The organism is Polaribacter sp. 11A2H, assembly GCF_011379025.1.
Lineage (GTDB): Bacteria > Bacteroidota > Bacteroidia > Flavobacteriales > Flavobacteriaceae > Polaribacter.
This window is the reverse complement of the sequence record NZ_WTLD01000006.1, coordinates 39,336-64,020: the sequence shown is the minus strand read 5'-3', so window position 1 is coordinate 64,020 and position 24,685 is coordinate 39,336. Positions and strand designations below refer to the sequence as shown.

22 protein-coding genes are annotated in these 24,685 nt (G+C 30.2%); 6 read left to right on the top strand and 16 right to left on the bottom strand.

Features of this window, described 5'->3' with window-relative positions; genetic code table 11:
• The first annotated feature begins 76 nt into the window (after window positions 1–76).
• Window positions 77–2,995 carry a glycoside hydrolase family 3 N-terminal domain-containing protein gene (locus GQS58_RS09240; protein ID WP_166385531.1) on the top strand — a complete coding sequence of 973 codons (2,919 nt, stop codon included), beginning with the start codon at window positions 77–79 and terminating at the stop codon, window positions 2,993–2,995.
• 130 nt (window positions 2,996–3,125) lie between these two features.
• Here GQS58_RS09240 and GQS58_RS09235 read toward each other — a convergent pair whose 3' ends face one another.
• The 6 genes from GQS58_RS09235 to GQS58_RS09210 form a co-directional block, all read right to left on the bottom strand.
• Window positions 3,126–4,184 carry a 1-acyl-sn-glycerol-3-phosphate acyltransferase gene (locus GQS58_RS09235; RefSeq protein ID WP_166385138.1) on the bottom strand — a complete coding sequence of 353 codons (1,059 nt, stop codon included), beginning with the start codon at window positions 4,182–4,184 and terminating at the stop codon, window positions 3,126–3,128.
• 10 nt (window positions 4,185–4,194) lie between these two features.
• A complete protein-coding gene (locus tag GQS58_RS09230; protein WP_166385136.1) occupies window positions 4,195–5,106 on the bottom strand; it encodes a bile acid:sodium symporter family protein in 912 nt (303 codons plus the stop codon).
• Window positions 5,107–5,185: 79 nt separating this feature from the next.
• Window positions 5,186–5,824 carry a DUF4159 domain-containing protein gene (locus tag GQS58_RS09225; protein ID WP_166385134.1) on the bottom strand — a complete coding sequence of 213 codons (639 nt, stop codon included), beginning with the start codon at window positions 5,822–5,824 and terminating at the stop codon, window positions 5,186–5,188.
• An 86-nt stretch (window positions 5,825–5,910) separates the two neighbouring features.
• Entirely contained in the window at window positions 5,911–6,621 is a 711-nt protein-coding gene (locus tag GQS58_RS09220) for a 16S rRNA (uracil(1498)-N(3))-methyltransferase (RefSeq protein WP_166385132.1), read from the bottom strand.
• Window positions 6,622–6,696: 75 nt separating this feature from the next.
• The gene (locus tag GQS58_RS09215) at window positions 6,697–7,818 is read right to left on the bottom strand and encodes a GTP cyclohydrolase (RefSeq protein WP_166385130.1); all 1,122 of its coding nucleotides are present in this window, start codon (window positions 7,816–7,818) and stop codon (window positions 6,697–6,699) included.
• Window positions 7,819–7,848: 30 nt separating this feature from the next.
• Window positions 7,849–8,976 carry a transporter gene (locus GQS58_RS09210; protein WP_166385128.1) on the bottom strand — a complete coding sequence of 376 codons (1,128 nt, stop codon included), beginning with the start codon at window positions 8,974–8,976 and terminating at the stop codon, window positions 7,849–7,851.
• A gap of 178 nt (window positions 8,977–9,154) precedes the next feature.
• Here GQS58_RS09210 and GQS58_RS09205 point away from each other — a divergent pair, with 178 nt between their 5' ends.
• The 5 genes from GQS58_RS09205 to GQS58_RS09185 are packed head-to-tail and all read left to right on the top strand — an operon-like array spanning window position 9,155 to window position 15,780.
• Window positions 9,155–9,421, top strand: a complete 267-nt coding sequence (locus tag GQS58_RS09205; RefSeq protein WP_165732817.1) for a DUF4834 family protein — start codon at window positions 9,155–9,157, stop codon at window positions 9,419–9,421.
• A 3-nt stretch (window positions 9,422–9,424) separates the two neighbouring features.
• Window positions 9,425–11,842 carry a YfhO family protein gene (locus tag GQS58_RS09200; protein WP_166385126.1) on the top strand — a complete coding sequence of 806 codons (2,418 nt, stop codon included), beginning with the start codon at window positions 9,425–9,427 and terminating at the stop codon, window positions 11,840–11,842.
• Complete coding sequence (locus GQS58_RS09195; RefSeq protein WP_166385124.1) at window positions 11,839–13,029, top strand: glycosyltransferase family 4 protein; 1,191 nt, start codon at window positions 11,839–11,841, stop codon at window positions 13,027–13,029. The genes GQS58_RS09200 and GQS58_RS09195 overlap by 4 nt, the downstream gene beginning before the upstream one ends.
• On the top strand, window positions 13,026–14,291 hold the full coding sequence (locus GQS58_RS09190) for a glycosyltransferase family 4 protein (protein WP_166385122.1): 1,266 nt from the start codon (window positions 13,026–13,028) through the stop codon (window positions 14,289–14,291). The genes GQS58_RS09195 and GQS58_RS09190 overlap by 4 nt, the downstream gene beginning before the upstream one ends.
• 1 nt (window position 14,292) lies before the next feature.
• A complete protein-coding gene (locus tag GQS58_RS09185; RefSeq protein WP_166385120.1) occupies window positions 14,293–15,780 on the top strand; it encodes a lipopolysaccharide biosynthesis protein in 1,488 nt (495 codons plus the stop codon).
• Here the strand turns inward: GQS58_RS09185 and GQS58_RS17170 are convergent.
• The 10 genes from GQS58_RS17170 to GQS58_RS09140 all read right to left on the bottom strand — a co-directional run bounded on the left by GQS58_RS17170 (window position 15,771) and on the right by GQS58_RS09140 (window position 24,611).
• A complete protein-coding gene (locus tag GQS58_RS17170) occupies window positions 15,771–16,076 on the bottom strand; it encodes a DUF6122 family protein (RefSeq protein WP_218599548.1) in 306 nt (101 codons plus the stop codon). The genes GQS58_RS09185 and GQS58_RS17170 overlap by 10 nt on opposite strands.
• A 131-nt stretch (window positions 16,077–16,207) precedes the next feature.
• Window positions 16,208–16,774 carry a Crp/Fnr family transcriptional regulator gene (locus GQS58_RS09180; protein WP_166385118.1) on the bottom strand — a complete coding sequence of 189 codons (567 nt, stop codon included), beginning with the start codon at window positions 16,772–16,774 and terminating at the stop codon, window positions 16,208–16,210.
• A gap of 17 nt (window positions 16,775–16,791) precedes the next feature.
• Window positions 16,792–17,394 carry a WbqC family protein gene (locus GQS58_RS09175; RefSeq protein WP_166385116.1) on the bottom strand — a complete coding sequence of 201 codons (603 nt, stop codon included), beginning with the start codon at window positions 17,392–17,394 and terminating at the stop codon, window positions 16,792–16,794.
• Window positions 17,395–17,478: 84 nt separating this feature from the next.
• Window positions 17,479–19,176, bottom strand: a complete 1,698-nt coding sequence (lepB, locus tag GQS58_RS09170) for a signal peptidase I (protein WP_166385114.1) — start codon at window positions 19,174–19,176, stop codon at window positions 17,479–17,481.
• Between the two features lie 135 nt (window positions 19,177–19,311).
• The gene (dapB, locus tag GQS58_RS09165) at window positions 19,312–20,013 is read right to left on the bottom strand and encodes a 4-hydroxy-tetrahydrodipicolinate reductase (protein WP_166385112.1); all 702 of its coding nucleotides are present in this window, start codon (window positions 20,011–20,013) and stop codon (window positions 19,312–19,314) included.
• Between the two features lies 1 nt (window position 20,014).
• Window positions 20,015–20,605, bottom strand: coding sequence for a DUF5683 domain-containing protein (locus tag GQS58_RS09160; RefSeq protein WP_166385110.1), 591 nt, complete (start codon window positions 20,603–20,605; stop codon window positions 20,015–20,017).
• Window positions 20,606–21,490 carry a ParB/RepB/Spo0J family partition protein gene (locus tag GQS58_RS09155; protein ID WP_166385108.1) on the bottom strand — a complete coding sequence of 295 codons (885 nt, stop codon included), beginning with the start codon at window positions 21,488–21,490 and terminating at the stop codon, window positions 20,606–20,608. It abuts the gene before it with no gap.
• 1 nt (window position 21,491) lies between these two features.
• Window positions 21,492–22,256, bottom strand: coding sequence for a ParA family protein (locus GQS58_RS09150; protein ID WP_166385106.1), 765 nt, complete (start codon window positions 22,254–22,256; stop codon window positions 21,492–21,494).
• Window positions 22,257–22,449: 193 nt separating this feature from the next.
• Window positions 22,450–23,910 (bottom strand): aminoacyl-histidine dipeptidase, encoded by a 1,461-nt coding sequence (locus GQS58_RS09145; protein WP_166385104.1) that lies wholly within the window; start codon window positions 23,908–23,910, stop codon window positions 22,450–22,452.
• 68 nt (window positions 23,911–23,978) lie between these two features.
• The gene (locus tag GQS58_RS09140; protein WP_166385102.1) at window positions 23,979–24,611 is read right to left on the bottom strand and encodes an NAD(P)H-dependent oxidoreductase; all 633 of its coding nucleotides are present in this window, start codon (window positions 24,609–24,611) and stop codon (window positions 23,979–23,981) included.
• Window positions 24,612–24,685: the final 74 nt, after the last annotated feature.

Below are 24,685 nucleotides of genomic sequence, written 5' to 3'. Positions count from 1 at the left end.
TGTACCGAGAACAAACCTAGAAAAAGCGAGTAGCGAAAGCCTGTTAAAACGCCCAAAAAATATGTTCGAAAATAAGATGAAGAAAGAGTTACTGATTATCCTTTTTATAGGTTTTGTTTTTAATTTATCTGCACAAAGTGTAGATCCTTTATTAACAAAAGATGCCGAGGCACAAGATGTTTGGGTAGATAGTATTATGAAAAATATGTCGATTGATGAAAAAATTGGTCAGCTTTTTATGATACAAGCCTATTCTAATAAAGACAAAAAGCACGAAGCTTATATTACCAATATGATTCAAAAATATCATGTAGGTAATTTAATTTTTATGCAAGGAACTCCAGAAAAACAGGCAGTACTTACTAATACATTTCAAGATGCGGCAAAAGTGCCTTTGTTAATTGGTTTTGATGGAGAATGGGGCTTAGATATGCGTTTAAAAAATACGTACAGATTTCCTTGGAACATGACTTTGGGTGCTATTGAAAAAGATTCTTTAATTACTGAATTTGGTAAGCATTTGGGAATGCATTGTAAGCGATTGGGCATTCATGTAAACTTTGCGCCGGTTGTAGATATTAATACCAACCCAGAAAACCCAATTATAGGTAACCGTTCTTTTGGTGAAAATAAAGAAAACGTAACCCAAAAAGCAATTGCATTTACAAAAGGGATGCAAAGTCAAGGAGTTTTGGCAAATGCAAAACATTTTCCGGGTCATGGAGATACCGCAACAGATTCTCACCATACATTACCCGTTTTAAATTTTGATTTGGCGCGCTTAGATTCTATTGAATTGTATCCTTATAAAAGGGTTTTTGATGCTGGTATGGCAAGTGTTATGACGGCACATTTAAGTATTGCTAGTTTAGAGCCAGATAGTAGATTGCCTACTTCTTTATCTAAAAATGTGGTGACTAATTTATTACAGCAAAAATTAGGTTTTTTAGGCTTGGTAATTACCGATGGATTAAATATGAAAGGTGCTGCAAATTATGCTACTTCGGCAGAAATTAATTTGGCAGCCATACAAGCAGGGAATGATTTATTGTTAATTCCGCAAGAAATTCCTGCTACGGTAAACATGATTAAAAAGGCTATTGAGTTAAAGACACTAACGGAAGAAAGAGTCAATTTTTCTGTTCGTAAAATATTAAAAGCTAAATATTGGGCAGGTTTAAATGAGTATAAACCAGTTGTCTTAAATAATTTGCATGAAGACTTAAATTCAATTGATGATGAATTATTACATAGAGAATTGGTGAAGAATTCTTTAACGGTTGTCAAAAATAAAAACTACAATATACCTATTACCAATTTAGAAGAAAGAAAAATTGCATATGTAAAATTAGGCGACGATTCTGGATATCCTTTTATTGATATGCTTCAAAATTATGGACAAGTAGATGAGGTTTATAGTGAAAATTTAGACGGACTTATAACAAAATTAAAACCGTATAATTTGGTTATTGTTGGTTTTCATAAATCGAATGCGAACCCATGGAAAAGTTATAAGTTTACAAATAAAGAATTGGTTTGGTTGCAAGAAATATCTAGAGAGAATAATGTAATTTTAGATGTTTTTGCGAGTCCTTATAGTTTATTACAAGTAAAATCTTTTACCAATATAGAAGGCATTATTGTGTCTTACCAAAATAGCAAATTAGCGCAAGAACTCTCTGCTCAATTAATTTTTGGAGCTTTTGGAGCAAAAGGGAAGTTGCCTGTTTCTATTAAAAGTGATTTTTTAGAAGGTAGTGGTTTCTTTACCTCAAACTTAAGTAGATTTGAATATACCATACCAGAAGCAGCCCAATTATCTTCTATAAAATTAAAAAAGATAGATTCTTTAGCTACCATTATTTTAAAAGAAAAAATGGCACCAGGTTTTCAGATTGTAGTAGCAAGACACGGTAAAATTGTTTTAGAGAAAAGTTACGGCCACCACACAGATGATACTTCTAGAAAAGTAAAAAATTCTGACGTTTACGATTTGGCTTCACTGACTAAAATTTTAGCCTCTTTACCTTTAGTGATGAAAGCCGAAGAAGAGAAGAAAATTTCTTTAAATGAAAAACTTCAAGATCTTTTACCAGGTTTTAAAGGCTCTAATAAAGCTTCGGTTTCTGTTAGAGAAATCCTTTCACATTACGGACGTTTAAAAGCGTGGATTCCTTTTTATGTGGCAACTCAAGATAGTATAACACATGAAAATTTACCTGCTTTTTATAGTAATAAACAATCGGAAAGATTTTCTCTAAATGTGGCAAAAAACTTATATATAAACAAGAGTTATAAAGACAGTATTTATAAATATATTAGAGATGCAGACCAAAGAACAACTCCAGGCTATAAATACAGCGATTTAGGATATTATTTACTACAAGAAGCTATAGAAAAAACGTATCAAAAACCTTTAAATACCTTGGTAGATGAAGAGTTTTACCAATCTTTGGGCGCTAATAGAACCACGTATTTACCGCTTCAAAAGTTTCCTGCAAACGAAATTATACCTACTGAAAAAGACAACTATTACCGCAATCAATTAGTGCAAGGTTATGTGCATGATATGGGAGCTGCTATGTTGGGTGGAGTAGGTGGACATGCAGGTTTATTTGCCAATGCAAACGATGTTGCAAAAATTATGCAGATGTATTTACAGAAAGGATATTATGGAGGTAAAAGATATTTAAAAACAGAAACCTTAGACAAATTTAACCATCGTTATTTTTCAGATATGCAGGTGCGTAGAGGCTTAGGTTTCGATAAACCGCAGTTAAACCCTAAAGTTAAAGCAACTTGTGGCTGTGTATCCGACGAGAGTTTTGGGCATTCTGGTTTTACAGGTACTTATACTTGGGCAGATCCACAAAGTGGAATTGTATATGTGTTTTTGTCTAATAGAGTGTATCCAACGGCAGCAAATAGAAGTTTGGTAAGAAGCAATATGCGTACAGAAATTCAGCAAGTAATTCAAGATGCTATTATAAATTAAGAGGAATAAAATAGTTATTTTTAGAAGCTATTTCCTGCTTTCACTACTCGCTTTTTTTGAGAAAAACAAAAAAGAGCTCAAACAAACCGTTCAATCAGGGCTAGACCTGATTGAACGGTTTGTTTTTTTTCTAAGAACTAGCCTCTGTATTTGTTGGCGCTAATTTGCTGTATAAAAATATAATTAATAAGCTAAAAGAAAAATAGAGTAACGCAATCTTATCACCAAAAAAATAGGATACTATAAACGCTTGTAGTGCATAAAAAACAGGTAAAATAAATAGGTTGTACGTAAATCTAAAAGTATCTATGAAATCGATATCAGGGTTCTTTTTTGCTTGCTTTTTGTAAATTAGATAATGAACCAAACTATTTAAAAGAATTACATAATACAAGAGTTTTAAATAGTTTGTACTACCTTCTTTTTTAGGCGGAAACGTATTTTTTTTAATCATTTCTTGTACCTTTTTTACTTCTGTAAAATCTACTTGAGCATCATTTAGCTTCGTTAAAATAGCATCATAGTTTTCATCTTTTTCTATATGAACAGATAATTCTTTTAACTGATTTACAACTTCGTTTTTTAGAATATTAATAGATTTACTAGGAATATTGTTTGCGTAAATTTCGCTAGCATTAATAGGTGATCCGTAATGCAAAGCCACTTTGCAAGGAAAATGAGATGCATTTTGATACGTAATTCCTACAGGTACTACTTGTATTTGTAAATCTGGGTATTTTTCTATAGCTCCATATACAATTCTAGTAAAACCTTTACTTAAAGGTCTAACGGTTCTGTCTCTACAATCACTACCTTCTGGAAAAATCATTAAAGATTTTCCGCGGTTAAAAATGTCATAACAGGTATTAAAAACTGCCTCGTTTTTAGCCAATTGATCGATGCCGTCTCGCATTCTATAAATAGCAATTAGATTTAAAGAATTTAGAATTTTTTCTATAATAGGTTTTTTAAAAGCAGCCGCTTTTACTAAAAAATAACTAGCTCTTGGGTTATTTGTGGTCACAATTAAAGGATCTATCAATCCGTTTGGGTGGTTTATTGCAAAAAGTACAGCCCCTTTTTTAGGTACGTTTTTTAAACCAACTACTTTTATTTTTTTAGTGTAAAAAAAGAGTCCGAGTTTAACGTATAAACGCACCAAGCGAAACCATATTTGTGAATTTTCCATATTTTAATAATTATTTTAAAGATGATTTTCTGCCCCAATAAGTTGCTAATGCCATGCCCGAAAAGACATCCCAAACTCCCCAAAAAGCAGCCAGTAAAGCCATTCCACCTAAACCTTCAAAGAAGCCAAAAATAAGTAACAAACCTAAACCGCCGTTTTGTATGCCAGTTTCTATAGCAATTGTTTTACAATCTTTTTTATTCAATTTAAAACTTTTTGCGGTATAAAACCCTAAAATGTAGGCAAAAATATTATGAAAAATAACTAAGAATAATACATGGTGAATATGGTGTATAAAAACGTCTAAATTCTGAGAAAAGGCAATAAAAATTAAAGCAATAAAAACCAACATAGACAATGGTTTTAAAACTTTTTCAATTTTGTGAGCCATTTCCGAATGGTAATGTTTAATAACCATTCCAAGAATTAAAGGGATTCCTAAAATTATAGAAACGACTTTAAATAAATCATACGGATTTAAAGACACCGTTTTTAAAATGATATTGGTTGGTTCATATAAACTTCCCCAAAACTGTAAATTAAGAGGCGTCATAACAATGCAAATTAAGGTTGCAAAAGCAGTTAAACTAACAGATAAAGCAGCGTTTCCTCCAGCCATTTTACTAAAAAAGTTAGAGACATTTCCGCCAGGGCAAGCAGCAATCATTATCATTCCTAATGCAAAACTAGGATGCGGTTTTATAATTAGAATTGCCAAAAAAGTAAAAGCAGGTAACAATATAAATTGCGATAAAACACCTACAAAAACTATTTTAGGATTTTTAAATAGCCTTTTAAAATCTTCTACAGAAATACCCAGAGCAACACCAAACATAATAATGGCAATGGCTATGTTTAAAACCCATAAACCACTTTCATCAAAGTTTATTTTAATAGCGTCTATATCTATGTTGTTTTGCATTTTTTAAAGTTTCAGGTTTTCTTGATTCTTGTTTCCAAAAAATCTTTTTTCGAAGTTTTTGTCTTTGCCTAAAGTTTACTTAATTCTTAAAAGCAAACTCAATAATGTTCGCCCCCATTTTTAAAGCAGTTTCTCGCACACTTTTTGGGTTGTTGTGTATGATTTCATCTTCCCAACCATCGCTTAAATCTGTTTCATAATCGTAAAAAATAACCAACCTTCCTTCATAAAATAAACCAAAACCTTGGGCAGGTTTTTTATTGTGTTCATGAATTTTAGGAATCCCATTAGGGAATTTAAAAGTTTGATGATAAATAGGGTGGTTACTCGGAATTTCTTTAAGTTCTAAACTTGGAAAAACTTTCTTTAATTCTCTTCGTATGAATTTATCTAATCCGTAATTATCTGAAATATGTAAAAATCCACCAGAAATTAAATAATTTCTTAAGTTGTTTGCGTCATCATCAGAAAACAATACATTTCCATGCCCCGTCATAAAAATGATAGGAAAGTTAAAAATATCTTCACTATCAATATATACTGCTTGTGGATCTTTAGAAATATTGGTTCCAATATTTGTGTTTGCAAAGTCTATTAAATTAGGAATTGCTGTTGGGTTTGCGTACCAGTCTCCACCGCCATTATATTTTAAAATGGCTACATTCTGTGCGTTTGTAGAAAATGAAAGTAGAAAGAGAAAAACGAATATTTTTTTCATTAAAGTAAGAGTTCTCTATAAAATTCTATAAAAAATAGAATTTACTAGAACTAACATTTAGTTATTAGAAAGCAATATAGTAAAAATTACTGATTGATAAACGAAATGGTACTTACAGCCACTAATGCAGCAGTTTCTGTACGCAATCTACTTTCTCCTAAAGAAATAGGAGTCATGTTTTTTGCCAAACATTTTTTAATTTCATCAATAGAAAAATCACCTTCGGGACCAATTAGAATGGTAGTTTTTTCTGAAGGTTTTACAACAGATTGTAGTAAGTTTTTATCTTTTTGATCTTCGCAGTGGGCAATACAAACATTGCCTTCAAAATCTTGTTTTATAAAATCATTCAATTTTACGGGTTCATTCAATTTAGGAAGCGTGAATTTTAAAGATTGCTTCATGGCAGACTGAATAATTTTTTCGAAACGCTCTAATTTTACAACTCTACGTTCTGAGTTAGAACAAATAATTGGTGTAATTTCATCGATACCAATTTCTGTTGCTTTTTCTAAAAACCATTCAATTCTATCATTTAATTTAGTAGGGGCAATGGCAATATGTAAGTAATAATTCCAAGGTTTTGGTTTTTCTTCAAAACCAATAACTTCTGCCAAACATTTTTTGTCGCTTGCAAGTATAATTTTTACATCAAACAAAAAACCTTTACCGTTTGTAATTTTAAGAATGTCATTTTCTTTTTTACGTAAAACGCGCACAATATGTTTACTCTCAATTTTATCGAATGTAAGTTGCGTTGTTTCTGTAGAAATTTCTGAATTATAAAATAGTTGCATTTTTTAAAATAGTTTCATGGTTTTGTTTTCTCGCAAAGTCGCAAAGGCGCAAAGTTTTTTATTTTTGCCAACTGCCTACTGAATACTCTTTCTATACGTTCTTCGTCTTTTATGCGTTACAGGATCAAAATTTTCCCATAATTTTTTAATAGCTTCATTGTCTTCTAACTCGGGAGTTCTAATACAATTTTCTATTCCTAGAGGTGCAAAAGTTTTTGTGTATTGATCAAATATTATTGCATGTACCCCTTTATTTTGATAATCTGGATGTACGCCGATTAAGTAAAAAGTAACGTCTTTAGAGTGTTTTCTAGCTTTTAATAAGTGAAACAATCCGAATGGAAATAATTTTCCTTTTGCTTTCTGTAATGCTTCAGAAAAAGAAGGCATTACAATAGCAAAAGCAACGAGTTTATTATTTTTATCAACCACAAATTTTATATATTCGGGGTTGATAAAGCTGATGTATTTCTTCTTAAAAAAAGCAATTTGAGAATCTGAAATAGGTACAAAAGAAGACAGTTTAGAGTAGGATGCACTAAAAACATCAAACATATCATCTACATAAGGCATAATGTCTTTGGTCTTTGTGAAATCTAATGCTTTTAGTTTTAACCTTTTTTTTAAGATTTTACTTATTCTATCAAAATAAACACCATCTACATTTTTAAACTTGAATTTATTTTCTAAATATTCCTTCTCTTTTACAAAACCTAATTGTTCTAAATGATCCTTATAATAAGGATAATTGTACCAGGTTATCATGGTACCAATATGGTCGAAACCTTCTGTTAAAACTCCGGTTTTGTCTAAGTTATTAAAACCTATAGGTCCTTCTATATATTCTAAGTTGTTTTCTAATCCTATTTCTTTTACTTTTTCTAATAGAACTTTACTTACTTCAATATCATCAATAACATCAAACCAACCAAAGCGCATTTTTTTAATTTGTTGTTTTTCAACCTCAAACCAATTGATTATAGCAATAACTCTTCCTACAATTTTACCATCTCTTAAGGCAACAAAAAACTGAGCATCTGCATTTTCAAAAACAGGGTTTTTTGCTGGATCAAAATTGTCTATTTCATCTTTAATAATAGGAGGAACCCAATACTTATGGTCTTTATATAACGAAAAAGGAAATGTTACAAATTGTTTCATTTCCTTTTTGGTGGTCATTTTTTTAATTGTAATCATATTACAAAAATAGTATTTCTAATTGTTATTTTAATCTTCTTCAACTTCTTTCTCGAGCTCTTTAATTTCTCTTTCTAATTTTTCTATATCCGTTTCTTTTTTTGCCTTTTTCTTCCCAAACAGACCTAAAAATCCCCCTTTTTTCTCTTTTGTAGAAGTTCTTGTTCTGCTTCTTTTTCTAACAGCTTTCTTCTTGTCTTTTTTCTTAAACATTCTAGAGAAAAAACCGTTTTGTTTTTTATTGTACCTGCTAATTGGCGTGTCTTTAATTACTTTACCGCTATCGTCTAAATCTGTATAAGAATCAGAATGACTATCTATTCTATATGAAATACCTACACTACCATAAACGCCTTTAGATTTTCCTTCTTTTAGAAATCTAGCTGAGGTGTTAATTTGAAAATCTTCATTAATAAGATACGCTAATCCTGCACCTAAATTTAAATTATTTTGCTCATTTTTAAAAATTGCTTGGTGTTCTATAAAACCAGACCAATTGTAATTTAAGTTCTGTGTAGCGGTAATAATATATGAAAGTTCAAAGAAATCGGTTCCTATTTTATCGTAATATCCATTGTAGACAATATTAAATCGATCTGTAATGTTTTGTTGTAATAAAATTCCTAATTTAGGAGAAACGCTTCCTGTTTTATAAATGTCATTTACTTCATCTGTATTTACCCCTAAATACAAAGCAACTGAAGGAATTAATCGTTTCTTATCAAAAGCATGTCGCCTTCTCCAACTTCTTACTTCTTTTGTTTTATCTGTATATTCTGGTTGAAATAACAAATATTTTGCACCGATTGTAAATTTACTCAATCCAGAAGTTGAATACTGTGTTGTAAAAATGTTATTAAATGCTACTTCGTCTTTTTGGTAGGTTACCTGTGCATTTAATTCTAATTTTTCAAGAAAAAAACTTGTTCTAAAAAGTAAATCAGTCCCAAAAGATTCTGGTATAGAAAAAGTAGGCTCTATACTCGTTTTTTTATAGAAAACATTTGTCTCAAATTGGTATACGCCTGTACCAACACTGTATGGGCTCTCTGAAAAACCGGGTTTGTTAGAGTTTATTACATCGGTGTATTGCGCTTGTATAGAGCTGCTTATGAATACGATAAGGGTAATAAAAAATTTTAAGAAAAGGTTTTTCATAAATTAGGATAATATATTATTGGCAGTATCTACTTATTACACAAACATAGTATAAAAATGCTATTTTATAAAAGCAAACGATACTTTTTTGAGTTTATGAAAGTTTTATAGTTTGTAAACGCTCCAATTGTATTCAAATTGTTATTTTTGATTGATTTTTTTATAAATAAATATTTGAATGGGATTATTAAGAACTATAGCTATTATTGTTTTTTGCTATTATGCTTTTAAGTTTTTAGCTAAGTTATTCGCACCTTTTTTAATAAAAAAGGCTGCTGAAACGATTAAAAAGAAAGCAGAACAGCAATACGGTGGCGGACAACAACAAGAACCGCAAAAAAATACTGTGCCAGAAGGGAAAACAGTAATTGATAAAACTCCAGGGAATCAACAGCAAAGTAAAAACTCTGTTGGTGAATATGTGGATTTTGAGGAAATAGATTAATTTATGAAGTTTACTAAAATTTTACCATATTTAGGTGCTATTGCAATTTTTGCTTTGGCATCCATTATCTATTTTCATCCTGTTTTAAAAGGAGAGAAGCTAAACCAATCTGATATTACTCAGTTTACCGGAATGGTAAAAGAGATTAATGATTTTAGAGCGGATAAAAACACAGAACCTTATTGGACAGGCGCTTCTTTTAGTGGAATGCCAGCGTATCAAGTAAGTGCTTATTATCCGAATGATTTTGTAAGGGGTTTAGACAGAACTTTACGCTTTTTGCCAAGACCTGCAGATTACACTTTCTTATATTTTTTAAGCTTCTTTGTGTTAATGATGTCTTTGAAAGTAAATTGGAGATTGGCTGTTTTTGGATCTCTTGCCTTTGGTTTTTCAACCTATTTAATAATTATTTTTGGAGCAGGACATAATGCAAAAGCTCATGCAATTGCTTATATGCCGTTGATTTTGGCGGGATTGTTATGGATTTTTCAGAAGCGATATATACTTGGTTTTATGGTGACTGGAGTTGCAATGGCTTTAGAAATTTATACCAACCATCCTCAGATGACCTATTATTTAGGTTTTGCACTAATCATATTAGGTATTGTAGAATTTATTCATGCAATTAAAGAAAAAATTATTCCTACTTTTATAAAACAAGTTGCCATAATTTTTGCTGCAGTTTTATTAGGTATTGGTGCAAATGCACCTCGTTTAATGGCTATGAAAGAATATGCAGATCATAGTACAAGAGGGAAATCTGAATTGACCATTTCGCCAGATGGAAGTGAAAAAGAAGTTACAAAAGGCTTAGATAAAGCCTATATTACAGAATATAGTTACGCAAAATTAGAGACTTTTAATTTATTTATTCCTCGTTTTATGGGTGGAGGAACGATAGAAAAATTAGGCGAAGATTCTAATTTTTATCAACTTTTAGAAGAAAAAGCAGGTAGAAATGCTGCTAAAGAATACTCGGAACAAGCACTTACGTATTGGGGAGATCAAAATATTGTTGAAGCACCCGCTTATATTGGTGCTGTAATTTTCTTTCTATTTTTCTTAGGGATATTTTTAGTAAAAGGACGCTTGAAACAATGGTTAGTTACTGCAACCGTTTTTTCGATTTTAATGAGTTGGGGAAGAAATTTTGATGTTTTAACCAATTTCTTTATTGACTATTTTCCGTTGTACAATAAATTTAGAGCAGTATCCTCGATACAAATAATTGCAGAATTATGCGTGCCTATTTTAGGAATATTAGCATTAAAAGAATTCTTTTCGTCTAAGATTTCTTCGGATGAAAAACTAGACGGATTAAAAAAAGCAGTCTATGCTTTTGGAGGATTAATTATTGTTGGTTTTTTATTAGCACACGGGTTTTCTACTTTTGAAGGAATACGAGATGCACAATATAAACAGTTACCTGGTTTAGCAGATGCTATTATTTCTGATAGAAAATCGATGTTATTTACAGATACATTGCGTTCTTTATTTTTAATGATACTTTCTGCAGGTGTTTTATGGATGTTGTTAAAGGGTAAATTAAAACAAGGTGTTGCTATTTTAGTATTAACTGTCTTTTTGTTATTCGATTTAATTTCTGTGGATAAAAAATATGTCAATGAAGATGATTTTAAATCTGCAAGAAAAATTGATAAACCATTTATAGCTTCAACAGCAGATAAAATTATCTTACAAGATAAAAGTCATTATAGAGTTGGTAACTTTACGGTAAACCCAATGAATGATGGAAGTACATCTTATTTTCATCAATCTATTGGTGGGTATCACGCAGCGAAGTTAGGCCGTTATCAAGAGTTATTCGATTTTCAAATTGCCAAAAATAACATGCAAGTTTTAAACATGTTAAATACCAAATATTTTATTATTGGTAATGATAAAGGAGAGAAGCAATCGCAATTAAACCCAGATGCTAACGGAAATGCTTGGTTTGTAGAACGTGTAAAAATTGTAGATTCTGCAAATAAAGAAATGCTTGCATTAGATTCTTTAAACACAAAAAATACTGCTGTTTATAATAAGGATGTTGCTAGTAGAAATCAAATTACTTTTCCTAAAGAAATTGATAGTACTGCAAGAATAGCACTTTTAAATTACGATGTAACAACGTTAACATATCAAGCTAAAACAACCAAAGAGCAGTTTGCTGTTTTTTCTGAAATCTATTATAAAGATGGTTGGAATGCTTATGTTGATGGAAAATTAACGCCGCATGTTCGTGTAAATTATGTGTTACGTGGAATGACAATACCTGCAGGAGAACATACCATCGAATTTAAGTTTGAGCCAAAAGTAATTCAGCAAGGAAAAATTATTTCATTAGCTTCTTATGCGTTGTTAATTTTGATAACAGCGGGTTGGTTTTTTTATGAAAAGAAGAAAGAAAAACAATGAAAATAGGGATGATTTTAGATGCTCCTTTTCCGCCTGATCCAAGGGTAGAAAACGAAGCCGTTTCTTTAGTAAAAGCAGGTCATGATGTTTTTCTTTTCTGCTTAAAATATGCTGATGAAAAATCGTCTGAAGTTATAAACGGAATTCAAGTAAAAAGGTATATTTCTAATAAATTAGAATATAAATTATCCGCTTTAGCGTATACCGTTCCTTTTTATGGTGTTTTGATGAAAAAAAAGATTCATCAATTTATAGAAGAAACTAAAATTGATGCGTTACATATACATGATATAAGGGTCGCAGAAGCTGTTTTTAATGCAAATAAAGTATTCAATTTACCTGTAGTTTTAGACTTGCATGACAACATGCCAGAAGTGATGAAATTGTATCCGCACTTGCAGAAATTTCCAGGAAAGTATATTATTTCACCATCAAAATGGAAAAAGAAAGAAAAAGAATTTATTGAAAAAGCAGATAAAGTAATTTCGGTTTCTCCTGAATTTTTAGAAAATTTGGTAGCAAGAATTCCGTCTGTAAAAGAAAAGTTAGTTTTAGTTCCTAATACCATTAGAGAGTCATTTTACAAAGATTATAAAATTGATAAAACGATTTTAGAGAGATATAAAGACAATTTTGTACTCTTGTATTTAGGAGACACCCATTTAAGAAGAGGCTTGCAAACTGCCATTGAATCTCTAACTTCTTTAAAAGAAACCATCCCAAATATTAAGTTGGTTATTGTAGGAAAGAATACGACAGATGTTGTTTTAAAACAACAGGTAGCCGACTTAAAATTAGAAAAATTTGTAGATTTTGAAGGTTGGCAAAATGTTTCTTTATTTCAATCTTATATTTTGTCTAGTGCTATTTGTATTTCGCCTTTGCATAGAAACTTACAACACGATGTTGCGTATGCAAATAAGATTTTTCAATATATGAGTTTAGCCAAACCACTTTTAGTGAGTGATGCTACGGCTCAAAAAAGAGTTGTAGAGAACAATAAAACAGGTTTAATTCATAAAGACAGAGATGTTAACGATTTTTCTGATAAAATTATAACGCTCTATAAGGATGAGGAATTAAGAAATGAGTTAGGACAAAACGGAAAAGAGTTTATAGAAAAGGAGTTCTCTTGGGAGCAGACTTCTAAAAAACTGCTACATTTATACGATAATCTACCATCTTGAAAGTATTAATAATTACATATTATTGGCCACCTGCAGGAGGTTCTGGCGTACAACGTTGGTTAAAATTTGTAAAATATTTACAAGAATTTGGTATTGAACCTGTTGTGTATACAGTTGATAATGTAAATTATCCGAAGGAAGATAATACGCTAATTAACGAAGTTCCCAAAAATATAGAAGTTTTAAAACAACCTATTTGGGAACCTACAGATGTTCTTTTTTGGAAAAAGAATAGACCTCAGAAAAGTGGAATCTCCAATGCCAGTAACGGCGGAATTTTATCATTTATAAGAGGGAATTTTTTTATTCCAGATCCTAAAGTATTTTGGGTAAATTCTTCTGTAAAATATCTTCAAAAGTATTTAGATTCCAATAATATTCATACAATTATTTCTACTGGTCCGCCGCATAGTATGCATTTAATTGCTCAGAAATTACATCAAAAAAACAACATAAAATGGCTTGCAGATTTTAGAGATCCTTGGACAGATTTGTACTATAATAAAGATTTTAAGCAATTGTCTTTTGCGAAAAATCGAAATAAAAAATTAGAAGAGAAAGTTTTAAAAAATGCAGATTGTGTATTAACGGTTAGTAATGCTCTAAAAACCGAATTTGCTAAAAAAGCGAGTAGAGTAGAAGTGATTACTAATGGTTTTGATGATGAAGTTTTAACCAATAGCACAAGTGTTTTAGATACGGATTTTTCTGTTTCCTACATAGGTTTGTTGCCAAAACAAAGCAATCCTAAGGTGTTATTTAAAGTTTTAAAAGATCTTTGCTTGCAAAGTGCAGATTTTAAGAATGATTTAAAATTGAATTTTATTGGTGATATTTCTGATGAAGTCAAAGAAGAAATTTCTAAAAATAACTTAACAGAGAATTCTAATTTTGTTGGGTATGTTGCGCATGAAAAAGCAATAGGATATCAGCAGAAATCTCAGGTTTTGTTGTTGTTAATTCCGAATGTAGAAAAGTCAGAAGGAATTTTAACAGGAAAACTATTTGAGTATCTAACTGCCAAAAGACCTATTTTAGCAATTGGACCAGAAGATGGAGATTTATCAGAAATAGTAAAAGAAACAAATGCAGGTGTTGTAATTGACTTTAATAATGAAGAAAAAATGTCTTTAGAAATATTAAAATTATATCGTCAATATAAAAAAGGAAGTTTACATGTGAACTCTAAAAATATTGAGAAATTTCACAGAAAAGCTTTGACGAAAGAGTTGGCTTTGATTCTTAAAAGTTTACATTCGTAATATGGGAGTTGTATTTAAACAGTCTTTAAAAAACACACTTTTTATTTATCTTGGTTTTGCCTTTGGCGGAATTAATACCTTGTTTTTATATACTCGTTTTTTAGAAGATGAGTACTATGGTTTGGTGACTTTTCTGTTATCTACTTCTAATTTATTAATGCCGCTAATTGCATTAGGAATTCACCACACCATTGTAAAGTTTTTTTCTAGCTATTTTACAAAAGAAGAGAAAGATAGTTTCTTGTCATCTGTACTTTTTTTACCACTATTCATTGCAATTCCAATCGCTTATTTTGGCAACCTATTTTATCAAGAAATAGGAGATTATTTATCCGTAGAAAATCCTATTATAAAAGATTTTACGGTTGTTATTTATTTAGTAGCTGTTGCTTGTTCTTATTTCGAAATTTTTTATTCTTGGGCTAAAGTTCAGTTTCAGTCTGTTTTTGGTAATATTTTAAAAGAGCTGTATAACCGTGTAATGGTAATGATTTTGTTATTTGCAGTTTACTTTGAGTTGATAACAAAGCACGAGTTTATTTACTACTTAACAGGCGCTTATTTTCTAAGAATGCTAATCATGATGTTTTATGCATTAAAACTTTATACGCCAAAATTTACGTTTTCTAGACCAGATAACTTTAAGGAGGTAATTCGTTATTCTGGCTATATTATTTTAGCAGGAAGTGCAGGTGCTATTATTTTAGATATTGATAAATTTATGATACCTGGTAAAGAATCTTTGGTAATTGCAGCTTATTATTCTGTTGCCGTTTTTATAGGTTCTTTTATAGAGGCACCAAGTAGGGCGATGTTAAACATTTTACAACCTTTAACGTCTAAAACTTTAAATGAAGAAAATCATAAAGAAGTTGCTTCATTATATAAAAAGAGTTCTATTAACCTATTATTAATTAGTGGCCTTTTCTTTGTTTTAATAAATGCAAACGTTGGTCAATTATTTAATTTACTTCCCAAAGAATATGGTGGAGGTGCATTGGTGGTTCTTATGATTTCTGTACTGAAGTTGTATAATGGTTTCTTAGGGAATAATGGAGCAATCATAAACAATTCTAAGTTTTACAAGATTACATTACCCATTAGTATTTCTATGGCGTTATCGGTTTACCTTTTAAATAAACTTTTTTATTATGAATTAGATATGGGAACAGATGGCTTAGCATTGGCAACTTTAATCGTTATCTTTTTAGCAAATACGTTTAAGCTGTTTTTTGTAAAAAATAAGTTTTCTATGACACCTTTTACAGACAAGTCGTTAAAAATGATTTTAATAATTACAGTACTTTATCTTGCTTTTAATTTTTGGGATTTTACGATAAATGATATTTATTTATGGAAGTTTCCTGTTCACCCTATTATAAATATTGCTTTAAAAAGCATTTTAATAACGGTAGTGTATATCGTTATAGTGCTTAAACTTAATATTTCTAATGAGTTTGATTTACTTTTAAAAAAATATTATAAATAGCAATCTATATAATCTGTAAGCATGTGAAATAACAATGCAATACAGAGTGTTCTGGTTTTTTTTAAAAACAAACCTACTGTATAAAAGCCTATAGCTATGTAAGAATGCAAGGGGTGAAAGTTAATGCTACATCTATTCTCTTTAAAAATTGGAGTGGCTAATAAATGATCTAAATCTACTAACATAGAACATAAAAAGATGAAGTAAACCTTTTTCCAATTATCTTTAAAAAATAAATAGGCTATAAGAGCAGGTATTATAAAATGTAGGGTATAATGTATTATAAATTTTGACATAAAAAAAGGTTTACTCTTTTTACAAAATAAACCTTTATTTTAGGGGTAGTAATTCTTGGGGGTTTTTAGAATTCTTACACTGCTAATTTAGATATAATTTGTTTATTTATTCTTTACCTATGTTAATAGAATTATTTTGAATATATTTTTTTTCTAATTCTACTTAATTGCACAGCAGAAATATTTAAATATGATGCTATGTGGTACTGTGGTATAATATTTTCTATATTAGGTATTTCTTTTTTTAGCTCTTTATACCTTTCTGTTGCATCTAAAACGGATAAATTATATATCTTTTTTTCGAATAATAAAAAAATACTTTCCAAAGCATTTGCATACATAACTGCAATGTCATTATCAACTAAAGCGAGTTCTTTTAATTTTTTATAATTTATAACATATAATTCACAATCAGTTAAACATTGGTAGGTTAACAAAGAGTTTTTATTAGAAACTAAAGCTCCAAATGAACCTGTAGAACTAAAAGGTACAAATAGACTTCTTATGTATTCTTTTCCATTTTCATCTTCATAATAAGATCTAACAATTCCTTTTTTTAAAATATATAAATCGGTGGGTTTATCTCCAGTTTTAGTTAAAGTATCTTTATTATTAAATTCTTTTAATTCTAAAAATTTTTGATACGATTTAGGAGGTAATTTGTGGAAATTATTAATAAAAAAGGACAAAATATTCATTAAAGAAGAGTTTTTATTTATAAATAACTAATTGCATTTGGTCCTTCCATAAAGATTAAGTCTAAAATTGATAAATTAGGAATAAATCCATGCTTGTCATCAAACATCTGTATGTAAGATTCTGTTATTTTTTTTGGTTTATTTTTAGCATTTATCAGTTCTCTAAAATCAGGTTCTGTAGTTTCTACAAGGTATTCTTGAGTTTTAGAGTATTGCTGAGAAATTTGTAACGCATCAGTAATAAACAGATGTGTGTCTATATTTACGTCTTGTAAAAATGTATATTTTTTCTGGAATATTTTAATCAAATCATCTTCGTAAAACTCGTAAAAAGGAGAGGTTCTATAAGCTGTTTGTAACGATTTTAAATGATGATCTTGCCAAATAGCGTCATTGTCTACCAATAAATCTTTTGTTTTTTTACGTTGAGAAGTACCTTTATTTTTATCTTTAACAGGAATGTTTAATAACTGTTTTCCGTTAGAATTATAAACGTAGCATCTGTTTCTATAGCTTTGTTTCTGAAAATTATCTTCCATTTCAAAAATAACAGCATCAGATTTTACAATCTCAGTATATTGAGAAATTGGGCCAAAATAAGTGGGTATAAATAGTGACATTTTTAATGTTTTTTATCTCTGCTTTAGTAGTGATTTCTAACTTGTTATTTCTAAAAACTAGAAACCGCTACTTAAAACTGAATACTATTTTGTAGCTTTCTTTCCTTTATAAAAACTATATCCAATATATAGCGCTATTAATCCAAAAACAATATATCTATAAGAAACAGGTTCTCCATCGCCACCAACAGTTGTAAACATTCTGTCCCAACGAATAGATTTTATCTTTGCTCCCATAGTAGGTGCGTTTGCATCCCAACTAAACCATATCATTACGGGTTTACCAAGTACATGATCAAAAGGAGTGTAGCCATAATAGCGTGCGTCTAAAGAGTTGTGTCTGTTATCTCCCATCATCCAATAATAATCTTGCTTAAAGGTATAAGAATCTGCTTTTTCACCATTAATAAAAATATTGTCACCAACAATTTGTAAATCGTTGTTTTCGTAATTTTTAATAATTTGCTCGTAATATGGTAATGATTTTACATCAATCTTTACAGTTGCTCCAGCTTTAGGAATATAAATTGGGCCCATATTATCTTGGCTCCATTGATTTTCTTTTATATGAGGAAAAATACCAACATCAGTTCTATAATTTACTTTTTTTAGAGATACTGTAGAAGGAAGTTTTTTTAGTTGGGTAAACTCTTCTTCAGTTAAATTAATATTTATTTTGTTAGCCACATTGGTCATTTTTAAGCGGCTAGCTAACCCTTGAGAAATACGTCCTGCAACTTCTGTATATAAAGAGTCTGAATCTATTTTAGATAGGTCTGCACTTTTTTCAAAAGCTTCCTGAATCTTAGGGTTGTTCCAATATTCATTTAAAATCTTATATACATTCGTTCTATCTTTATTGATTAAAAACTTTGGAAAGTTATTTATATCAATTGTAGATTTTGCTTCGTAAGTATAGTAAAATTGAATTTTTGCTCTGTATGGTAATTTATTTTTTTGTCCGTTAATATATACGTAACCATCTTTAATTTCTAAAGAATCTCCAGCAATACCAACACTACGCTTTACATAATTGGTTTTTTTATCTACTGGTTTGTATGTAAATTTACCAGAATGATCTCCCCACATGGTTGCTAAAGTATCTGCAGGCCAATTGAAACAAACAATATCGTTGTTTTTAATTTGCTGTAAACCAGGTAAACGTGTATATGGTAATTGTGGACTTTTTAAGTAAGAAGCAATTCCTGTAAATGGTATAGAATCATGTACCATTGGTGCAGCGATTACTGTAGATGGAACTCTAGCTCCATAATGAAACTTACTTACAAAAAGATAATCTCCTACCAATAAAGACTTTTCTAAAGAAGAAGTTGGTATGGTAAAAGGTTGCATAAAATAAGTGTGTACCAAAGTTGCCGCAATAATTGCAAAAGCAATAGAACTAACCCATTCACCTAGTTCAGAACGTGGTTTTAAGCTTCTTTCTGCATTGTACTTTGCTTCTGTAGCATAATTGATGTAAAAAATATACAGACCTAAAGTAACAATAACTAATAACGAATCTAATTTTTTATAGAAACCAAAAGTTCTAATAGTTTCAATCCAAATAACAGGAAACATTAATAGGTTTACAATTGGTATAAATAATAAGATTATCCACCATTTTGGTCTATTTATAATTTGCATTAAAATAATTCCGTTGTAGACAGGCACTGCAGCTTCCCATGCTTTTCTACCCGCTTTAACATATAATTTCCAAGTACCTAAAAAATGAATTACTTGTATTGCTAAAAAAAAGATAAACCACTCTATATAAGTCATAATAGTACTATTTATTGTCTGTTCAATCGCAGTTGAGAACTTGATGTTTCATAATAAAAAAATAAACCTCTCAACTGCGATTGAGGGGTTACTTATATTTTTATTAGTAGTTTTATTATTAATTTGTTACAGTCTTTAACGGATGTTTAACACATCTTTCATAGAGAAAACTCCTTGTTTTCCTACAATCCATTCAGCTGCTACAACGGCACCTAAAGCAAAGCCTTTTCTACTGTGTGCAGTATGTTTTATTTCTATAGAATCTACTTCAGAATCATACCAAACGGTGTGAGTTCCTGGAACTTCAGGAATTCTTTTTGCAACAATTGGAATGTTTTCTTCGGATGTTTTTTCGTCTAACTCCCAATTATTTTTAGAAGAATTTTCTATGATTCCTTCCGCCAAAGTAATTGCGGTTCCACTTGGTGCATCTAATTTTTTTGTATGATGAATTTCTTCCATAGAAATATTATAATCTTCTAAAGAGCTCATCATTTTTGCCAATTGTTTGTTCAATTCAAAAAAGATATTTACTCCCAAACTAAAATTAGAAGCATAAATAAATGCGCTGTTTTTTTCTTTACAAAGTGCAACGGCATCATTGTATTTGTCTAACCAACCGGTAGTTCCAGAAATTACAGGAACATTATTGTTAATACAGTCGCTAATATTATTGTAAGCAGAAGTAGGTACACTAAAATCGATAGCAACATCAGCTAGTTTAATATCAATTACATCATCTACGTCTTTTTTTATTACGATTTCATGTCCGCGAGATAAAGCAATTTTTTCAATTTCTTTCCCCATTCTTCCATAACCTAATAGTGCAATCTTCATTTTAAAAATTATATTTAATTGTTAGACCTACTTTTGGAGCTTCAAAATAAGTAGGATCGTTAATAAAAGTAGGTTTAAACGATAAATCATCATCTGTATTAAATTGTAATAAATGTGCATTAACACTTGCTTCTACAATTTGTAATACATAGAGTATAACGGTTGTTAACAAAGACATATCTCTATTTTCACTTAACTGTTCTTGTGCTCTTTCTAAAGTTTCTAAAGAAAGTATTTCTACACCATTCACCGTAAATTCGTCTACTAAATTATTTTTTCTAAGTTTGTAGGCAGTTCTGTATCTGTGGTATTCTTTATTATTGTCTAAATAAAAATAAATACTTGTACCCATAGCAGCCCAAACAATTGGTGCTTTCCAATATTTTTTATTATAAACCTGACCCATTCCTGGAAATATAGCAGAGTAAAATGCAGCCTTAGACGGTGCTAATGCATCGTAAACGCCTCCTTTTTCAATTTTTATATCTCCTTTTATTTTTAAATCTTTCACATTCACAGAATCTTTCTGTCCAAAAATAGAGGCAGAAATAAATGCAAGGAATAAAACAAATATTATTTTTTTAATAGACACTTATTTTAATAAGTTTTTGATGCGGTTAAAATCTTCTTCAGAATGAAAAGGAATAGAAATTTTTCCTTTACCATTAGTACTAACAGTAACGTCTATTTTATGCCCAAAGTATTCACTAATATCTTTAACACTACTTTTAATGTAGTTAGGTACTGGTTTCTTTTTTGGTTTTGCAATAGTGCCAGATTTTAAGCTTTTTACTAAATCTTCTGTTTGTCTTACAGATAATTTATCTCTTAAAATTTTCTCGTAAATAGCTAATTGATCTTCTGTATTTTCTACATTAATCATAGCACGACCATGTCCCATAGAAATAAAACCATCTCGCATACCTGTTTGTAAGATTGGATCTAATTTTAATAAACGTAGATAATTGGTTACCGTAGAACGTTTTTTACCAACTCTTGTACTTAATTCTTCTTGCGTTAATTGAATTTCATCTATTAAGCGCTGGTAAGATAAAGCAACTTCTATTGGGTCTAAATTTTTACGTTGAATGTTTTCTACCAATGCCATTTCTAGCATTTCTTGGTCATTGGCAAGTCTTATATATGCCGGTACTGTTTTGTTTCCAATTAATTTAGAGGCTCTAAAACGACGCTCACCAGATACTAATTGAAATTTATTTCCTTCTAATTTTCTAACTGTAATTGGCTGAATTACTCCTAATTCTTTTATAGAATTTGCTAGTTCTCTTAATGCTTCTTCGTCAAAATAAGTTCTAGGTTGAAACGGATTTACATCAATTAAATCTAATTCTATTTCAATGATACTTCCAACAAGTTTGTCAGCATTTTTATCTGATGCAGAAATTACGTTAGAAGATTCTTGCAATAAAGCAGATAATCCTCGTCCTAAAGCTTGTTTCTTGGTTGCTTTTGCCATTTTACGAATTCTTTTTTAATAATTCTTGTGCCAAATTTAAGTAATTTACGGCACCTTTACTGGTTGCATCGTAAGCAATAATACTTTCTCCGTAACTTGGTGCTTCTCCTAAACGGGTATTTCTTCTAATTATAGTATCAAAAACCATACTAGAAAAATGTTTTCTAACTTCATCAACGACTTGATTAGAAAGACGTAAACGAGAATCGAACATGGTTAAAAGTAAGCCTTCTATATCTAAATCTGAATTATGAATATTTTGTACACTTTTAATTGTATTTAGTAGTTTTCCTAATCCTTCTAGCGCAAAATATTCACACTGAATAGGAATTATTACAGAATCTGCAGCAACTAAAGAGTTTAAAGTAATTAAACCTAATGATGGAGCGCAATCTATTAAAATATAATCGTAATCTTCTTTTAGATCGACTAACGCTTTTTTTAACATATACTCTCTATCTTCTTTGTCTACCAATTCTATTTCAATAGCAACTAAATCTATATGTGCAGGTATAATATCTACATTTGGAGAGTCTGTTTTAACAATTGCGTCTTTTGCAGAAACAGAATGTTCTAAAACTTGATAGGTTCCATATTCTACAGTTTCAACATCAATACCTAAACCAGACGAAGCATTTGCTTGCGGATCTGCATCAATTAACAAAACTTTTTTCTCTAAAACACCTAAAGAAGCAGCTAAATTTATGCTTGTAGTTGTTTTACCAACACCCCCTTTTTGATTTGCAATAGCAATTATTTTACCCATTATAAAAGTTTAGTTTATAGGTAGTAAAATTACGTTTTTTTCTGTCTTTAGAAAATGAAAGATGTTAACAAAAAGATAAAACTGTAAATTTCTGTATTTCAGTTATTTGTGTTTATTTTTATTGACTTTTTAAACAAATTCAAGCAAAAAAAAACCGAAGCGTAAACTTCGGTTTCTAACAGGTGATATTGTACTATTTCTTTGGAATGTTCTTTAATATAGCTACTAAAAATTTCCAGAATTTTTGTGTTGATGAAATAGATGCTTTTTCGTCTGGAGAATGTGCTCCTCTTATAGTTGGTCCAAAAGAAACCATATCCATTTCTGGGTAATTCTGACCTAAAATACCACATTCTAAACCAGCATGACAAGCTGCTACATCTGCTTTTTCACCATGTAGTGTTTCATATAAATTAGAAACTACATCTAAAATTGCTGAATTTACATTCGGTTGCCATCCTGGGTATTCACCAGATAAATCTACATCAAAACCAGATAATTCAAAAGCAGATTTTAAAGAATTTGCTAAATCTAATTTATTACTTTCTGATGAAGATCGTGTCAAACAACCAATTTTTATACTTCCGTCTTTTACAATTACTCTTGCAATGTTATTAGAAGTTTCTACCAATCCTTTAATATCCGGACTCATTCTATAAACGCCGTTATGAGCAGCATAAATAGATTTTAATAAACCTTCTTGAACACCCAATTCCATAATTTTATTTGGAAGTGTAGTTTCTTGAATGTCAATAATTAAGTTAGGTTCTATTGTTGAAAACTCTTCTTTTATGTTGTTAATAAGTAAACTAGTCTCTAAAAGAAAAGCTTCTTTAGAAATGATGTCTACCGTTACAATTGCTGCACTTTCTCTAGGAATTGCGTTACGTAAACTACCTCCATTTATTTCAGAGATTTGTAAACCAAAATTGGTGAAACTATCAAATAATAAACGGTTCATAATTTTGTTAGCGTTTCCTAATTCTTTAATAATGTCCATTCCAGAATGTCCGCCATTTAAACCTTTTACAGTAATTGAATAAGCGGTAGCATTTTCAGAAACTTCTTCTTCTGCATAGCTTCTTGTTGCTGTAACATCTACACCACCAGCACAACCCATACCAATTTCATCATCTTCTTCTGTGTCTAAGTTTAAAAGAATTTCTCCTTCTAAAATTCCACCTTCAAGTCCCATTGCACCAGTCATACCAGTTTCTTCATCAATTGTAAAAAGCGCTTCTAGGTTTGGGTGTTCAATATCTTCAGAAGAAAAAATAGCCATAATTGCAGCAACACCTAAGCCGTTATCTGCACCTAATGTTGTTCCGTCTGCAGTAACCCAATCACCTTCAATTAGCATTTTAATACCTTCCTTATCAAAATCGAAATCAGTAGCTGAATTTTTTTGATGAACCATATCTAAATGACTCTGTAAAACAACAGTTTTTCTGTTTTCTAAACCTTTTGTAGCTGGTTTTTTAATAATTACATTTCCAACTTTATCTACAAAAGTTTCCAGGTTTAATTTCTTACCAAAATCTACCATAAACTGAATTACGCGTTCTTCTTTTTTAGAAGGACGAGGCACTGCATTTAAATCTGCAAAGTGATTCCAAACAATTTTAGGCTCTAAATTTCTTACTGCTTTACTCATTTTCTTATTTTTTATTATGAATTTTAAAGGTTTTTATTCCTTTAAAAATTTAATTTCAATCAGTAAATTTACAATATTTCTACTATAGTTTCTGTTAAGTCTTTTCTAACTTTTGTTAAATCTTTCATGTAGCAATCATCGGCTCTAAAACCAACGGGAAGTACTAATACAGATTGTAAATTTTGAGCGGTTAAATTCAGAATTTCATCATATTTTTCAGGAATAAAGCCTTCCATAGGGCAAGCATCTATTTTTTCTACTGCACAAACGGTCATTAAATTACCAAGTGCAATATAGGCTTGGTTTTTATTCCATACGGTTAATTCTTCTTGCGTTTTTTTCTCAATATCTGCTGTTAGAAATTCTTTAAAAGGCTTTATAACCTCACTAGGTGTGTTTCTTATTTTCTGTACCAAACTAAAGTAATTTTCTACTTCTAAGCTTGTGTAATTTTTAGGAATACAGATAACTAATACGTGAGAAGCATCTAATATTTGAGCTTGGTTCCAAGAATGCGTAACTAAGTTTTTTTGAACTTCTTTGTTTTTAATTACCACTAACTTTAAAGGTTGTAATCCGTAAGAACTAGCTGTTAAGTTAAAAGCTTCTTTTAAGGTGTTTATTTGAGTCTCTGAAAGTTGTTTTTCTGAATCAAATTTTTTAACAGCATAACGCCATTTTAAACTATCTATAATATTCATTTATCTTAATTAGGTTGCAAAAATAGTTCATTCTTTTCGATGAACTCTGTTCAAGTGATTATAAATATAAATAA

Excerpts from the sequence above, each read along its gene's own strand:
- GQS58_RS09240 (WP_166385531.1), top strand. The coding sequence starts at position 77 with ATGAAGAAAGAGTTACTGATTATCCTTTTTATAGGTTTTGTTTTTAAT.
- GQS58_RS09235 (WP_166385138.1), bottom strand. The coding sequence starts at position 4,184 with ATGGAAAATTCACAAATATGGTTTCGCTTGGTGCGTTTATACGTTAAA.
- GQS58_RS09230 (WP_166385136.1), bottom strand. The coding sequence starts at position 5,106 with ATGCAAAACAACATAGATATAGACGCTATTAAAATAAACTTTGATGAA.
- GQS58_RS09225 (WP_166385134.1), bottom strand. The coding sequence starts at position 5,824 with ATGAAAAAAATATTCGTTTTTCTCTTTCTACTTTCATTTTCTACAAAC.
- GQS58_RS09220 (WP_166385132.1), bottom strand. The coding sequence starts at position 6,621 with ATGCAACTATTTTATAATTCAGAAATTTCTACAGAAACAACGCAACTT.
- GQS58_RS09215 (WP_166385130.1), bottom strand. The coding sequence starts at position 7,818 with ATGATTACAATTAAAAAAATGACCACCAAAAAGGAAATGAAACAATTT.
- GQS58_RS09210 (WP_166385128.1), bottom strand. The coding sequence starts at position 8,976 with ATGAAAAACCTTTTCTTAAAATTTTTTATTACCCTTATCGTATTCATA.
- GQS58_RS09205 (WP_165732817.1), top strand. The coding sequence starts at position 9,155 with ATGGGATTATTAAGAACTATAGCTATTATTGTTTTTTGCTATTATGCT.
- GQS58_RS09200 (WP_166385126.1), top strand. The coding sequence starts at position 9,425 with ATGAAGTTTACTAAAATTTTACCATATTTAGGTGCTATTGCAATTTTT.
- GQS58_RS09195 (WP_166385124.1), top strand. The coding sequence starts at position 11,839 with ATGAAAATAGGGATGATTTTAGATGCTCCTTTTCCGCCTGATCCAAGG.
- GQS58_RS09185 (WP_166385120.1), top strand. The coding sequence starts at position 14,293 with ATGGGAGTTGTATTTAAACAGTCTTTAAAAAACACACTTTTTATTTAT.
- GQS58_RS17170 (WP_218599548.1), bottom strand. The coding sequence starts at position 16,076 with ATGTCAAAATTTATAATACATTATACCCTACATTTTATAATACCTGCT.
- GQS58_RS09180 (WP_166385118.1), bottom strand. The coding sequence starts at position 16,774 with ATGAATATTTTGTCCTTTTTTATTAATAATTTCCACAAATTACCTCCT.
- GQS58_RS09175 (WP_166385116.1), bottom strand. The coding sequence starts at position 17,394 with ATGTCACTATTTATACCCACTTATTTTGGCCCAATTTCTCAATATACT.
- lepB (WP_166385114.1), bottom strand. The coding sequence starts at position 19,176 with ATGACTTATATAGAGTGGTTTATCTTTTTTTTAGCAATACAAGTAATT.
- dapB (WP_166385112.1), bottom strand. The coding sequence starts at position 20,013 with ATGAAGATTGCACTATTAGGTTATGGAAGAATGGGGAAAGAAATTGAA.
- GQS58_RS09155 (WP_166385108.1), bottom strand. The coding sequence starts at position 21,490 with ATGGCAAAAGCAACCAAGAAACAAGCTTTAGGACGAGGATTATCTGCT.
- GQS58_RS09150 (WP_166385106.1), bottom strand. The coding sequence starts at position 22,256 with ATGGGTAAAATAATTGCTATTGCAAATCAAAAAGGGGGTGTTGGTAAA.
- GQS58_RS09145 (WP_166385104.1), bottom strand. The coding sequence starts at position 23,910 with ATGAGTAAAGCAGTAAGAAATTTAGAGCCTAAAATTGTTTGGAATCAC.
- GQS58_RS09140 (WP_166385102.1), bottom strand. The coding sequence starts at position 24,611 with ATGAATATTATAGATAGTTTAAAATGGCGTTATGCTGTTAAAAAATTT.